Annotated in this window: 11 protein-coding genes; 7 read left to right on the top strand and 4 right to left on the bottom strand. The window is 70.5% G+C overall.

The features are described 5' to 3' along the window. Positions 1-8: 8 nt before the first annotated feature. Positions 9-1,061 carry a PHB depolymerase family esterase gene (locus D9598_RS12095; RefSeq protein ID WP_232477153.1) on the bottom strand — a complete coding sequence of 351 codons (1,053 nt, stop codon included), beginning with the start codon at positions 1,059-1,061 and terminating at the stop codon, positions 9-11. Positions 1,062-1,309: 248 nt separating this feature from the next. Between D9598_RS12095 and D9598_RS12090 the strand changes: the two genes are divergently transcribed. The 4 genes from D9598_RS12090 to D9598_RS12075 all read left to right on the top strand — a co-directional run bounded on the left by D9598_RS12090 (position 1,310) and on the right by D9598_RS12075 (position 4,736). Beyond that, positions 1,310-1,873 (top strand): NADPH-dependent FMN reductase, encoded by a 564-nt coding sequence (locus D9598_RS12090; protein ID WP_198366766.1) that lies wholly within the window; start codon positions 1,310-1,312, stop codon positions 1,871-1,873. Positions 1,874-1,961: 88 nt separating this feature from the next. Then, entirely contained in the window at positions 1,962-2,966 is a 1,005-nt protein-coding gene (locus D9598_RS12085; RefSeq protein WP_198366765.1) for a beta-propeller fold lactonase family protein, read from the top strand. A gap of 11 nt (positions 2,967-2,977) precedes the next feature. Next, positions 2,978-3,757, top strand: coding sequence for a polysaccharide deacetylase family protein (locus tag D9598_RS12080; RefSeq protein ID WP_198366764.1), 780 nt, complete (start codon positions 2,978-2,980; stop codon positions 3,755-3,757). Positions 3,758-3,788: 31 nt separating this feature from the next. Next, positions 3,789-4,736 carry a sterol desaturase family protein gene (locus D9598_RS12075; RefSeq protein ID WP_198366763.1) on the top strand — a complete coding sequence of 316 codons (948 nt, stop codon included), beginning with the start codon at positions 3,789-3,791 and terminating at the stop codon, positions 4,734-4,736. A gap of 39 nt (positions 4,737-4,775) precedes the next feature. On the opposite strand, the gene D9598_RS12070 is transcribed toward D9598_RS12075, so the two are convergent. Genes D9598_RS12070 through D9598_RS12060 form a run of 3 tightly spaced genes read right to left on the bottom strand, consistent with a single transcriptional unit; the run spans position 4,776 to position 9,586 of the window. After that, entirely contained in the window at positions 4,776-6,302 is a 1,527-nt protein-coding gene (locus tag D9598_RS12070) for a SpoVR family protein (RefSeq protein WP_198366762.1), read from the bottom strand. Then, the gene (locus tag D9598_RS12065; RefSeq protein WP_198366761.1) at positions 6,299-7,615 is read right to left on the bottom strand and encodes a YeaH/YhbH family protein; all 1,317 of its coding nucleotides are present in this window, start codon (positions 7,613-7,615) and stop codon (positions 6,299-6,301) included. The genes D9598_RS12070 and D9598_RS12065 overlap by 4 nt, the downstream gene beginning before the upstream one ends. 24 nt (positions 7,616-7,639) lie before the next feature. Beyond that, complete coding sequence (locus tag D9598_RS12060) at positions 7,640-9,586, bottom strand: PrkA family serine protein kinase (RefSeq protein WP_198366760.1); 1,947 nt, start codon at positions 9,584-9,586, stop codon at positions 7,640-7,642. Positions 9,587-10,237: 651 nt separating this feature from the next. Between D9598_RS12060 and D9598_RS12055 the strand changes: the two genes are divergently transcribed. From D9598_RS12055 to D9598_RS12045, 3 genes are all read left to right on the top strand, one after another. After that, positions 10,238-11,035: an enoyl-CoA hydratase-related protein gene (locus D9598_RS12055; protein WP_198366759.1), complete on the top strand. Its 798-nt coding sequence runs from the start codon at positions 10,238-10,240 to the stop codon at positions 11,033-11,035. Positions 11,036-11,216: 181 nt separating this feature from the next. Then, positions 11,217-12,419, top strand: coding sequence for an MFS transporter (locus tag D9598_RS12050; RefSeq protein ID WP_370592005.1), 1,203 nt, complete (start codon positions 11,217-11,219; stop codon positions 12,417-12,419). 176 nt (positions 12,420-12,595) lie between these two features. Beyond that, positions 12,596-13,336: an SDR family NAD(P)-dependent oxidoreductase gene (locus D9598_RS12045; protein ID WP_198366758.1), complete on the top strand. Its 741-nt coding sequence runs from the start codon at positions 12,596-12,598 to the stop codon at positions 13,334-13,336. The last annotated feature ends 2 nt before the right edge of the window (positions 13,337-13,338 follow it).

Genomic DNA, 13,338 nt, shown 5'->3' with positions numbered 1-13,338 from the left:
GTTCCGCCTCAGCGCAGCCCGACGATCCGGAGCGCCTTGTCGAGCAGGCTGGCGGGGCTGAAGCCGTGCACCTCCCACGCCTCGCCGTTGCGATCGACGGCGAAGCGCCGCTGCGGCGGTTCTCCCAGCCCCCAGAAGTCCAGGATGGCGTGGGGCGAGGAGAGCCCGACATCCAGCAGGAAGGGCCCGGCGCTGCCGGCGCGCCTCTCGCCCGTCCCGGCATGCAGCGGCACCCCATGCTCCATGGCGGGGATGCTGTGGATCTCCACCAGCGGGCGGTCCTCCCCCCTGCCCCAGGCGCGGTAGGTCTCGCCCGGTCGCGCCTCCTGGAGGGTGGGGTGCCCGATCTCCAGCCCGTGCAGATCGAGCCACTGCTTCAGCACCTCCTCCGCATTGCCCGGGCGGACCGTGGCATCGGCCTCGCCCTGCCAGACCGAGACACGGGGCCAGGGGCCCTGGTGCCGCGAGGCGGCGCGCACCGCGTCGCCCCGCTCGCCGGCACTGCGCTGCGGTGCCTGGAACATGGCCTCGAAAGCCTGGGGCACCGTGCTGGCCGCACCATAGGGCAGGCCGGCGAGGATCGCCCCGCCCGAGAAGACCTCCGGGTAGGTGGCCAGCATGACCGAGGTCATCGCGCCGCCCGCGGAAAGTCCCGCGATGAAGACCCGCCGCGGATCCAGCCCGTCATGCTCCAGCATCCAGCCGATCATCTGTCGGATGGAGAGGGCCTCCCCCGAATCGCGCCGGGTGTCCTCGGGCTCGAACCAGTTGAAGCAGAGATTGCCGTTGTTCTCCCGCCGCTGCTCCGGCATCAGCAGGCCGAAGCCGACCTGGCCGGCAAGGTCGGACCAGCCGCAGCCGTGGTCGAAGCCGGCCGCGCTCTGGGTGCATCCGTGCAGGGCCACGACCAGGGGCGCGCCGCGGGGCAGGTCCGGCGGCAGGAAGCGCAGCATCCGCAAGGCGCCGGGATTGCCGCCGAAGGCCGTGACCTCGGTGAGACGATCGGCCGTGGCTTCGGTGCCGGCCGGGTCCCGGAGCGGCGCCTCCGAGTTTCCTGTCATCAGCCGGGTCCAGCGTTGCCGCAGCCGTATCATTTCATCCAGGCCATGCAGGACGTCCGGCATCGTCGCTCCCGTGCGGGTGGTGGCGGGTTACATGTGGGGGGCGCGCATCATGTTGCAATGCAGCATACTCCACGCTGAAACCGATGCCTTGGTATTAAACTTCTGCAACAAGGCTCTTTGAGCCGAGGTTGACAGCCGCGGACCAGCGCCGGTTAGCTGCGACGCAGCACAGTCAGGAGGCTTCCATGCCCCAGTCCAGGACCATCCTCACGATCTGCGGCAGCCTGCGGAGCGGGTCCTACAACGCCGCGCTGGCGCGTGCCCTGCCGGCCCTGGCGCCGGAGGGCCTGCGGATCGTCGCCTCGCCCGGCCTGGACGAGATCCCGTCCTACAATGCGGATGTCCAGGGGGCGGGCTTTCCGGCTCCGGTCACCGCCCTGGGCGAGGCGGTGCGCCAGGCCGATGGCGTGATCTTCGTGACGCCGGAATACAACTACTCGGTGCCCGGCGTGCTGAAGAACGCCATAGACTGGCTCTCCCGCCTGCAGCCCGCGCCCTTCGCGGGCAAGCCCGTGGCCATTCAGTCCGCCTCGATGAGCGTGCTCGGCGGGGTGCGGGCGCAGTATCATCTGCGCCAGGTCCTGGTCTTCCTGGACGCGCTGGTGCTCAACAAGCCCGAGATCATGGTGGCCTCGGCCCAGGCGAAGTTCTCCGCCGAGGGAGAGCTGACCGACGCGGCGACGCGGGATTTCGTCAAGGCGCAGCTCGCCGCCTTCGCGGGCTTCGTCGACCGGTTCGGCGGCCGCTAAGCCCCGGGCTGGCTCGGGGCGCGGCAGGGATGGTACAAGGCCGTGGCCGCGCCGGCCCGGCCCGGCCGCCCCGACGCGAGTGAGCCCGATGCGCCCCTTCCGCCCTTTCCGCCCTTCGCGCTCCTGGGCGCTGGCGCTGCTGCTGGCCCTATCGGCCGCGGCGCATCCCGTCCGCGCCGCCGGGCTGGTCTATGTGCTGAACTCCGGGGACGCCACCATCCAGGTGCTGGATGCCGAGACGCGGGCGGAGCGGCGCCGTATCCCCGTCCTGCGGGAGGTGCACCATCTTTCCCTGACGCCGGACGGCCGGTTGCTGATGGTGGGCGACTCCGGCGCGAACGAGATGCTGTTCATCGATCCGGGCACCGGCGAGGTGCTGCGCCGCGAGGCCCTGTCCAATCCCTATCATCTGGGCTTCAGCCCGGACGGGCAGATCCTGACCATCACCAGCCTGCGCCGCGATCAGGTGGACATCTACCGCTGGACCGGCGAGGCGCTGGAGCTGGTGAAGCGGCTGAACATGCCCGACATGCCGAGCCACCTCGCCTACAGCCCGGACGGCAAGGTGGTCTATGTGACGCTCCAGGGCACCGGCAATATCGCCGCGGTCAGCCTGGAGACGCTGGAGCCGCTCTGGAGCCTGGATGTCGGGCCGGAGCCCGCCGGCATCATCTGGCACAACGGCCGGCTGCTGGTCGGCATCATGGGCAGCGACCACATCGCCGTGATCGATCCCGAGACACGGAGCGTCGAGCGCACCATCACCATTGCGCGGGGTGCCCATGCGCTGTTCCCGGCGCCGAATGGCGGCCCGATCTACGTCACCAGCCGGGTGGACAGCCGCATCACCCTCCTCGATCCGCAGACGCTGGCGGTGACGCGGAGCTGGAAGATCCCGGGTGGGCCGGACTGCATCAGCATCGATCCGCAGGGGCGGCTCTGGGTGACGCTGCGCTGGCAGGGCCGCATCGGCATCGTCGACCCGGAAACCGGCCGGATGGAGACGCAGCGCGTGGGCCGCTCGCCGCATGGCATCCTCTATGCGGGCAGCGGCGGCGCGGCGGGCGACAGGCCGGCCGCCCCCGCCCCGTGACCCCGCCCGTCATGCCCGGCCGCCGGTCGCTGCTGGCGGCGCTGGGACTGGCCGCCGGCCCCGCCGCCCGCCCCGCCGCCGGACAGTCCCTGGCGCGGCCCGCCCTGCCGCAGTGCCGCGCCGGCACCCTCTACCTGACGATCGACACGGGATGGGGGCGCGAGGCCGAGATGATCGCCGCGGCGATGCGCCGCCACGAGGTCCGTGCCACCCTCTTCCTGGCCCATGAGCCGGATTTTCGCGGCGATCGGACGCTGGGGCCGGGCTGGGCCGGATTCTGGCGGGCGCGGGTCGCCGAGGGCCATGCCTTCGCCAGCCATACCTGGCGCCACTGGTATCTCGGCACCGACCCCGGGCCCGGCCTGGTGCGTTACGCGTCGCGCCGGGGCGAGGGCAGCGAGACGCTGGATCAGGCCGGGTTCTGCGCCGAGCTGGCGCGGCCGATGGATGCGCTGCGCGCCATCGCGCCCGAGGCGCGCATCCTGCCGCTCTGGCGCGCCCCCGGCGGCCGCACCTCCCCCAACGCGCTCCGCCTCGCGGCCGCCTGCGGACTGCGGCACCAGGGGTGGACGGCGCGGGGCTTCCTCGGCGACGAGCTGGACAGCGCCCGCAGCCCGAATGCCACGCTGCTGGCCCAGGCCCTGAGGCAGATCCGCGACGGCGAGGTCCTGCTGATGCATTGGGGGGTCCGCAGCCGGCGGGAGCCCTTCGGCCTGGTCTTCGAGGATCTGCTGACGGGGCTGCTGGCCCGGGGCTTCTGCTTCGCGCCGCTGCCGCCGCAGGGTATATGACAGCGTCACCGGAGCGAGGGGAGGGCGGGGCATGCTGGATGCGCTGCGGGATGCCTGGGATGGCCTGAACGGCTGGATCTTCGAGACCCTCGTGCAGCCCGCGCTCTATGCCGCGGGCCTGATGGAATGGGCCGAGGACGCCTTCGACTGGATCAACTTCGCCCTCTTCGGCCTGCTCCAGGTGGTGATCATCTACGCGGTCTGTCGCCCGCTGGAGGCCTGGCAACCCGTGGAGCCACGCGCCGACCGCCGCAGCATCCGCACCGATATCCTCTACACCCTGCTGACGCGGCTGGGCCTGCTGCCGCTGATCGCCTTCGTCGCCTTCTCGTCGCTCGGCGCCCGGCTGTCCGGCCTGGTGGCCGAGAGCGGCTGGGTGCCGCCGACGCTGGAGACGCTGTTCCCCATCCTGCGCGAATGGCCGCTGCTGGCGCTCGGCGTCTACATCGTCGTGTTGGACTTCGGGGAGTACTGGCGGCACCGCTTCCAGCACATGTTCGGCTGGTGGTGGGCGCTGCATGCCATCCATCACGCGCAGCGGCAGATGACCTTCTGGACGGATGATCGCAACCATATCCTGGACGACGTGATCGGCGCCGTCTGGTTCGGCGGCATCGCCCTGCTGATCGGCGTGCCGCCGGGGCAGTTTCCCATCGTCGTCGTGGTGCTGCGCCTGGCGGAGGCGATGAGCCACGCCAATGTCCGCCTCTCCTTCGGCCGGGTCGGTGAGCGTCTGCTGGTGTCGCCGCGCTTCCATCGGCTGCATCACGGCGTGCTGGGCTCGGGCGAGTCGGGCAGGAACTTCGCCGTGCTGCTGCCGGTCTGGGACTGGATCTTCGGCACCGCCGACTTCCGGCGCGATGTCTTCCCGCGCACCGGGGACCCGGATCTGCCGGAGGAGATGGCGACGGGCGGATGGCTGCGGCAACAGGCCGTGGGGCTGCGCCGCATGGGCGCGGCACTGTTCGGCCGGAGCTGACACCCGCCGGGGCAGGCACCTTTGGCCGAGCGGACCCCCTCAGGCGGAAGGTCCCACCCGGTGCTGGCGCAGGATGCGGCCGGTCGCCGCGTCCACCTCCGCCAGGCTGACCTCATAGCCCCAGAGCGAGGCCAGCAGCTCCAGCGTCACCCGTGCGTCGTTCTCCACCAGCAGATGGCCCGACTGGGTGCGGTGCTCCAGCATCAGCCGCCGGTCGCCGCCGAGGTCGACATCCACGACCAGGATCTCGGGCGCCATGCGGCCGATCTCGTAGGTGCCGGCGAGGGAGCGGCGGATCTGGCGATAGCCCTCCTCGTCATGGATGGCATCGACCGTCAGATGCGGGCGGGCATGCTCGTCACGCAGGCGGAACAGCCGGAAGTCGCGGATGACCTTGGGCGAGAGGTACTGCAGCAGGAAGCTCTCGTCCCGGTATTCGGACCAGGCGTGGCGCAGGGTGCCGAAGGGGTCCCGGTTGCCGGCGAAGTCGGGGAACCAGCGCCGGTCCTCCGCCGTCGGCTCGGTGCAGATGCGCTCGATGTCGCGCATCACCGCGAAGCCCAGCGCATAGGGATTGAAGCCGCCGAAGCGCGGATCGTCGAAATCCGGCTGCGTCAGCACATTGGCGTGGGAGGACAGGAACTCCAGGAAATGCCCGTCATGGATCCGGCCCTGCTGATGGAACCGGTTCATGATGTAGTAGTGCGTCCAGGTGGCGCAGCCCTCGTTCATCACCTTGGTCTGGCGCTGCGGGTGGAAGTACTGCGAGATCAGCCGGACGATGCGCAGGATCTCCCGCTGCCAGGGCGCCAGGCGGGGGCCGAACTTCTCCAGGAAGTAGAGCAGGCTCTCCTCCGGCAGGCGCAGCCGCCGCTGCCGCTCGGCGACCGGGTCGGCCGCGGCGGGGGCGGCGCCGGTCTGCGGCAGGGTGCGCCAGAGATCGTTGAAGACCCGCTCGTCATGCTCCCGGCGCTCGCGCTCGCGCTTCTCCTCCGCCTTGAGGTCGAGCGGCTTGCCGGCGGTCGGGTGATGCACGCCCTGCGCCGAGAGGGCATGGGCGGCATCCAGGATCCGCTCCACCGCGGCGCGGCCGTGGCGTTCCTCGCAGCGGGCGATGAAGCCGCGGGCGAATTCCAGATAGTCCAGGATGCCGGAGGGATCGGTCCATTCCTGGAACAGCCGGTTGTTCCGGAAGAAGTGGTTGTGGCCGAAGGCGGCGTGGGAGATGACCAGCGCCTGCATCGTGGCGCTGTTCTCCTCCATCAGATAGCTGATGCAGGGCCTGCTGTTGATGACGATCTCATAGGCCAGGCCCTGCAGGCCCTTCCGGTACAGGCCCTCGTGCTGCATGAAACGCTTGCCGAAGGACCAGTGCTGGTACATCAGCGGCATGCCGTTCGAGGCATAGGCATCGAGCATCTGCTCGGCGGTGATGACCTCGATCCGGTTCGGATGGACCGAGAGGCCAAGCTCCTTCTCGGCGATCTCCTCGGCGGCGTCATGAATGCGGCGCAGCGTGCCGAAATCCCAGTCCGCGCCCTCGAACAGCAGCCCATCCCCGCTCATGGCGCGCGCTCCCTCGCCCGGGCCTCGCCGCGCGAGAAGAGGCTGCGGAAGACCGGGAAGATGTCGCGCTGTTCCGAGACGCGGCGCAGCGCCAGCCGCTCGGCCCGCGCCGCCAGCCCGGCATAGCCGCGCCAGAGGTCGCTGGTGCGGTGCAGCAGCGCCTCGGGCGTGCCGATCTCGATATAGGCGTAGTGCTGCACGGCCGGCAGGATCTCGGCCTCCAGCAGGGCGACGGCGTGGCCCGTGTCGCTCGGATGGTTGTCGCCGTCCGAGGCCTGGGCGCCGTAGATATTCCATTCCGTGGCCGGGTAGCGCTCGCGCTGGATACGGATCATCTCCGTCAGCGCCGAGGAGACCACCGTACCGCCGGTGCGCGGATCGTGGAAGAAGGCATCCTCGTCCACCTCCTGCGCCGTCTCGGTATGGCGGATGAAGACCAGGTCGACGCGCTTGTAGCGCCGCTCCAGGAAGACGTTCAGCAGCAGGAAGAAGCGCTTGGCCATCTCCTTCATCGGCTCGGTCATCGAGCCGGACACGTCCATCAGGCAGAACATCACCGCCTTGGAGGAGGGGCGGGGCACCTGCTCGAAATTGCGGTAGCGGATGTCGATCGGGTCGATGAAGGGCACCCGGCCACGCCGCCGCATCACCTCCTCCAGCTCCAGCCTGGCCGCTTCCAGCCGGGCGGGATCGGTGCCGCTCGCCTCCAGGGTCTCGATCTCCGCCTCCAACGCCTCCGCCTCAGCCGGCTTCGGGCGGCGCAGCCCGATGCGGCGGGCGAGCGACTGGCGCATGGTGCGGCCGAGGTCGAGCTGGGCCGGATTGCCGGAGACGGTGAAGCCGGCGCGGGACGGGGCGGGCTTCTCCATGTCCTTGATCTGGCGCTTCACCAGATCGGGCAGTTCGAGATCGTCGAAGAACAGGTCGAGGAACTCATCACGGGTCAGCAGGAAGCGGAAGCTGTCCTCGCCATCGCCCTGGCCGGCGCCGGGACCGCTGCCACCACCCCCGCCGCCGCCGCCCGGCGGGCGGGGGATGCGGTCGCCGGTGGAAAAACTCTTGTTGCCGGGCAGGACATGCTCGCGCGCGCCGCCGCTGAAGACCGTGTGGAAGCCTGGCTCGGCCAGCGTCCTGGCCGGAACGGTCACCGCCTCGCCGCGCCCGTCCTCGCCCTTGCCCGCATCCCGCAGCGAGCGCGCGGCGATAGCCGCCTGGGCCGCGCGGGTCACGGCCGCCTTGGCCCGGTTGAGCACGCGGACCCGGTTCTCGAGGCTCTTGCCGTGGGGGTTGGGCCGTCGGTCGATGATGTCCAAGTCGGACGCCTCCCTCTGGTGGCCTCAGGCCGACTGCTTCACGCGCATGTACCATTCGACCAGGCGGCGGACCTGGCGCTCGGTATAGCCGCGCGCGACCATCCGGCTGACGAATTCGTCATGCTTCCGCTCGGTGTCCCCATCCTTCTTGGAGCCGAAGGAGATCACCGGCAGCAGATCCTCCACCTGGCTGAACATGCGCTTCTCGATCACCTCCCGCAGCTTCTCATAGGAGGTCCAGGACGGGTTGCGGCCGCCATGGTTGGCGCGGGCGCGCAGCGCGAACTTGACCACCTCGTTGCGGAAGTCCTTCGGATTGGCGATCCCGGCGGGCTTCTCGATCTTGGTCAGCTCCTGGTTCAGCAGGTCGCGGCTCATCAGCTGGCCGGTGTCGGGGTCCTTGAAGTCCTGGTCCTCGATCCAGGCATCCGCGTAATCCACGTAGCGGTCGAAGAGGTTCTGGCCGTAGTCGTGGTAGCTTTCCAGATAGGCCTTCTGGATCTCGTGACCGATGAACTCGGCGTAGCGCGGCGCCAGCTCGCCCTTGATGAAGGCGAGGTACTGCCGCTCCACATCATCGGGGAACTGCTCGCGCTTCACCGCCTGCTCCAGCACATACATCAGGTGCACCGGATCGGCCGAGACCTCGGAGGGATCGTGGTTGAAGGCGGCCGAGAGCACCTTGAAGGCGAAGCGGGTGGAGATGCCCTCCATGCCCTCGTCCACGCCCGCGGCGTCGCGGTACTCCTGCATGGTACGCGCCTTGGGGTCGGTCTCCTTGATGTTCTCGCCGTCATAGACACGCAGCTTGGCGAAGATGGTGCTGTTCTCGTGCGGCTTCAGGCGCGAGAGGACGGAGAAGCGGGACAGCATCTCCAGCGTGTGCGGGGCGCAGGGCGCGCGGGCCAGCTCGGAGCCGCGGATCAGCTTGTCGTAGATCCGCGCCTCCTCGGTCGCGCGCAGGCAGTACGGCACCTTGACGACGCAGACGCGGTCGATGAAGGCCTCGTTGGTGCGGTTGTTCTTGAAGCTCTGCCACTCGGCCTCGTTGGAATGGGCGAGCACGATGCCGGTGAAGGGAATGGAGCCGATGCTTTCCGTGCCGACGTAGTTGTTCTCCTGCGTCGCCGTCAGCAGCGGGTGCAGCATCTTGATCGGCGCCTTGAACATCTCGACGAATTCGAGGAGCCCCTGATTCGCCCGGTTCAGGCCGCCGGAATAGGCATAGGCGTCCGAGTCGTTCTGGCTGAACTGCTCCAGCTTGCGGATATCGACCTTGCCGACGAGGGAGGAGATGTCCTGGTTGTTCTCGTCACCGGGCTCGACCTTGGCTATGGCGATCTGCCGCAGGCGGGAGGGGTAGAGCTTGACCACGCGGAAACGCGAGATGTCGCCGTCGAACTCGTCGAGCCGCTTGATCGCCCAGGGCGAGGCGATGCCCGAGAGGCGGCGGCGCGGGATGCCGTAATCGCCCTCCAGCATGGCGCCCATGCGCTCGGGGTCGAAGAGGCCGAGCGGGCTCTCGAAGACCGGGCTGAGCGCGTGGCCGGCCTTCAGCACATAGATCGGCTGCTCCTCCATCAGCGCCTTCAGCCGCTCGCCCAGCGAGGACTTGCCGCCGCCGACGGGGCCGAGCAGGTAGAGGATCTGCTTGCGCTCCTCCAGCCCCTGCGCGGCATGGCGGAAATAGGCCACGATACGCTCGATCGTGTCCTCCATGCCGTGGAACTCGCTGAAGGCCGGGTAGAGCCGCATGGTCCGGTTCATGAAGATGCGGCCGAGCCGCGCGTCGCGCGCGGTGTCGACGAGCTGCGGCTCGCCGATGGCCTTCAGCATCCGCTCGGGCGCCGAGGCATAGAGGCTGGGGTCGTCACGGCACGCTTTCAGCCACTCCGCCAGGGACATGTCCTGCTCGCGGCGGTCCGCTTGCAGGGAGGCGTGGAGGCGGAAGAGGTCGTCAGCATGTCCCATTTGTCTCGCTCCTACCTTCGCGGTGGTCCGGGCGGCGGTGGTCTTGATCGCGCCGCCCGTCAGCGTGCTCGTTCAGCGTTTCCGGGGGCCGGGCGGCGACGCCGCCTCGCCTCCGATTCCCCCGGCCTCCGGCCCTGGCATGGCCCTCGCGTCCCGTCTCCGCCGGCGACGCCTTCCCGCCGGGAGGAGAAGACCCGGGCCGGCTTCCGCAGTGCAGCGTAATCCGCAAATCTGTCATGCTGCACACGAAAAGGTGTAATTCGGCAAAATTCGTTCAACCTGTGCCTTCGGCACCACGCCGGCCGGGCGGCGCACCGAACCCTGGAAAAGAATCTGGGTCGGAAATGGAATGCCGCAAGCGCGCGGCGCTCCTGACCAGCCAATACGGCCTCTTGGGCTGGCCGGCCGGCCGCCATCCTCACCCCTGGCGGGGTGCTCGCGGAATGGGATGTCCGTGCCGCATGAAGCCTTCAATCGCATCACTCGAGAGGCATCCGGCGGTTCGGCGGGATCGCCGGTCCCGCACGGGACGCCATCGGCGGAAAGCGTGCCATGAGATTCCCATGGGCGCGACAGATGTTACATCGTCGTGGCAGAAAGCCGGGACATCATCCCGGAAACGCACAATCGAACGGGAGGAAGGGAGAGAGGATGCAGGAGCAGGACACGCCATTGCTGGTCCGGCGCCAGGGCGCCGTCGTACGGCTGGTGCTGAATCGTCCGGCGCGGCGCAACGCGCTGAGCGCGGACCTCATCGCCCGGCTGCGCGAGGCGCTGGAGTCGCTGCGGCGGGATGCGGGCGCGCGCATCGTCGTGGTCAGCGGCGCGGGTGGCCATTTCTGCGCCGGGCTGGATCTGGGCGAGGTGGGGGCGGCGGAGGCCACCGACGCCAAGCTGGCGGCGCAGCTCGAACGCAACCGCAGCATCGGCGCCTGCTTCGAGGCGCTCGCCGCCCTGCCGCAGGTGGTCATCGCCCAGGTGGAAGGCTCGGTCTATGCGGGAGGCCTGGGCTTCGTCTGCGCCGCCGATATCGCCCTGGCCGACGCCTCCGCCCGCTTCGCCGCGCCCGAGGTGCGGCGTGGCCTGGTGCCGGGACAGATCCTGCCCTGGCTGGTGCGCCGCATGGGCCGGAGCGCCGCCACGCGCCTGGTGCTGCAGGCGGGCGTCCTCGATGCCGGCGCCGCGGCGCGGGCGGGGCTGGTGCATGAGGCGGCGGAGGACGCCGCCGCGCTCGACCGGCGCGTGGCCGAGGTGATCGCGGAGCTGCTGCAGGGCGCGCCCGGGGCGCTGGCGGAGACCAAGCGGCTGATCGCCGCCCTGGGCCCGGTCTCCCCCCCGGCCTATGCGGAGACCGCGGCGCAGGCCTTCGCCCGCGCCGCGGCCGGGGAGGCCGAGGAGGGCATCGCCGCCTTCCGCGAGAAGCGCCCGCCCGCCTGGACGCGGGGCTGAGCCGCGGCGGCAGCGGGGGAGGGACGGTTTGCCGGCCACCGGCCGCCCCTATATCGCGTCGCACAATGCCCCTGCTCCCCGCTCCCGGCTCAGAGACGCTCATGCCCTGTCCATCGCCACACCTGCCGCGACCGGCGCGGCGGCACGCCTTCCCGACGGACCGCGCCGCGCGGCGGCCGACGTGACGGCGAGCGGTCAGGAGAGGGCCGAGGCGCGCCTCGGCCAGGGGATGGACGGCGCCATGGTCCTGGTCTTCGCCCTGGCCTGCGGCGCCATGGTGGCCAACCTCTACTACGCCCAGGCGCTGATCGGGCTGATCGGCCCGGCCCTGAGGCTGCCCGACAGCCTCGCCGGCCTCACCGTCACCGTGACGCAGCTGGGCTATGGCGCCGGGCTGCTCCTGCTGGCCTCGCTCGGCGACCTGGTGGAGAATCGCCGGCTGATCCTGCTCACCGTGGGCGGCACCGGCCTGGGGCTGGCGGGCATCGCCGTATCGGGCTCGGCCGCCGGTTTCCTCGCCGCCTCCTTCGTGGTGGGCTTCTGCGCCGTGGGCGCGCAGGTGCTGATCCCGCTCGCCGCGCACCTCGCCGAGGAGCGGAACCGGGGCCGGGTCATCGGCAATATCATGGGCGGGCTGATCGGCGGCATCATGCTGGCCCGGCCGGCGGCCAATATGGCGGCGGCCGGCTTCGGCTGGCGCGCCATCTTCTGGTTCTCGGCCGGACTGATGCTGGTGATCCTGGCGATGCTCTGGCGCATCCTGCCGCGTCGGTCTCCGCGCAGCGGCCTGCACTATGGCCAGATCCTGGTCTCGACGCTGCATCTGCTGGCCCGGCAGCGGGTGCTGCAGCGCCGGGCCGCCTATCAGGGCCTGGTCTTCGCCATGTTCAACCTGTTCTGGACGGCCGTGCCGCTGCTCCTGGCCGGGCGCTTCGGCCTGGACCAGCGCGGCATCGCCCTCTTCGCCTTGGCCGGGGCGGGGGGCGCGCTCGCCGCGCCACTGGCCGGGCGGCTGGCCGACCGGGGCCTGGTCTGGCAGGCCACCGGCCTCGCCCTGCTGGGGCTGCTGCTGGGCTTCCTGGCCGCCGGCTGGATGGCGGCGGCCGGCTGGCTGCTGGGCCTGGCCGTCGTCGCCGTGCTGCTCGATGCCGCGACCCAGACCAATCAGGTGGCCGGCCAGCGGGTGATCTACAGCCTGGCCGCCGAGGCGCGGAGCCGGCTGAACGCCGGCTACATGACGGTGGTGTTCCTTTGCGGCGCGGCGGGCTCCTGGCTCGGCGCCTTCACCTTCACCCATGGCGGCTGGTGGGCGACCGTGCTGACCGGTGCCGGCCTTGCCGTGATGGCGCTGCTGATCTTCGCCACGGAGCGGCGGCCCCGGTAGCGGGGCCCGGTAGCGAGAGCCCGGTAGCGGGGCCCCGGCTTCCGGGCGCCCTTTCCCGCGGGCGCGATCCGCGTCAGCATGGCGGCGGCGTCGTCCGCCCGGCGGGCCTGGCCCACGGGACCGGCACGACTGCCACACCCGGCCGCGACGGCGCGGCCCCCCAAGGATTGCGCGCGATGGGCGATACCCCCAGGATCATGCTGCTGACCGGCGCCAGCCGCGGCATCGGCCATGCCACGGTCAAGCGGTTCCAGAGCGAGGGCTGGCGCATCCTCAGCGTCTCGCGGCAGCCCTTCTCGGAGGAATGTCGCTGGCCGGGCGCGCGCTGGGGCCATATCCAGGCCGACCTGTCCAACCCCGACCAGGTGCAGGCGCTGATCGCCGAGGTGCGCGAGCGCCTGCCGGGCGGCCGGCTGCATGCCCTGGTCAACAATGCCGGCATTTCCCCCAAGGGGCCGGGCGGCGCGCGGCTCGGCGCGCTGGACAGCGACCATGCCGTCTGGACCTCGGTCTTCAACGTCAACCTCTTCTCCACCGCCGCCCTGGCCCGCGGGCTCTTCCCGGAGCTGAAGGCGGCCGGCGGCAGCATCGTCAACGTCACCTCCATCGTCGGCTCCCGCGTGCATCCCTTCGCCGGCGCGGCCTATGCCTGCTCGAAGGCGGCGCTGGCGGCGCTGACGCGGGAGATGGCGCATGAATTCGGCGCCCATGGCATCCGGGTGAACGCCATCGCGCCCGGCGAGATCGACACCGCGATCCTTTCCCCGGGCACCGAGGAGATCGTCGAGCGGCAGATCCCGATGCGCCGCCTCGGCCGGGCGGAGGAGGTGGCCGAGACCATCCTCTTCCTCTGCTCCGCCGCCTCCTCCTACGTGAACGGGGCGGAGATCCACATCAACGGCGGCCAGCACGTCTGAGC

The organism is Roseomonas sp. KE0001 (genome assembly GCF_016107285.1).
Taxonomy (GTDB): Bacteria; Pseudomonadota; Alphaproteobacteria; order Acetobacterales; family Acetobacteraceae; genus Pseudoroseomonas.
This window is presented reverse-complemented; position numbering and strand designations above follow the sequence as displayed.